Source organism: Oleiphilus sp. HI0086 (genome assembly GCF_001635225.1).
The window spans coordinates 1-780 of the sequence record NZ_LWFZ01001312.1 but is presented as its reverse complement, the minus strand read 5'-3'; the positions used below and the strand labels follow the sequence as shown (position 1 = coordinate 780).

Genomic DNA, 780 nt, shown 5'->3' with positions numbered 1-780 from the left:
AGAGCAATTCATGGCGTTGAGGTGAGCAAAATTTCTAGCGTCACATTTTATCTTCAGTCGTATGATACAGAAGCACATCGTGACCGATATTTTGAGCAAATTCACGATTTAGAAACGTTAGTCTTAGAGTATGGTATGTCACGTCTGAAATTAATTAGCGGTTTGCTTAAACAGCATCGATTGCTTTCAATTCAATCCTATCGATATCTTTCGATCAACCATTTCCAGGCGTTATCGCCACCTTGCCCTATTTGTTTCGCACTGAGCGTATGGCTAATGCTTATGTTTACATTAACGTCTCACTTCCACAGTGCTAAGGTGCTGGAGAAAAGCTTAGAAGAGATGACCCCTCTGTTCCTTAAACAAACCGGATGGGCTGGTTGCTACACGCTTATACAACGACTCGTCAAAGCATTCACTATCGTTCCCTTATTTGAAAGTCATGCGCTCCGTCACTTTATTGTACCTCGTGCATTCGATGCTTTGCTCTATGCCCTGCTTCGATATGCTATTCATTTTCAACAAACTTTGAACACAAAGGATTTTGAGTACTCGCAGACCTACAGGCTAAAACACGGTGATGAATACGAGACCGAAGATCTAGTATCGATCGCCTCATTTTCTGGATCTGCAGACGAGTTATCATTCTGTTTATCCAAAGAAGATGTACTAAATAAGATCAAAGCATTAGATTGGCCGGCAATAGAAGCTTGCAAATGTGGTCTATTTCAACAAGAGTACCGTTCTTTAGCCCCTCCCATGTTGACAGTGTTTAATGAT

The 780-nt window shown here is 41.3% G+C and carries 1 protein-coding gene; it reads left to right on the top strand.

The genetic code is table 11. The features are described 5' to 3' along the window. Positions 1-135 precede the first annotated feature (135 nt). Positions 136-780: hypothetical protein (locus tag A3756_RS22470; protein ID WP_156490699.1), on the top strand; the 645-nt coding region annotated here is incomplete at its 3' end.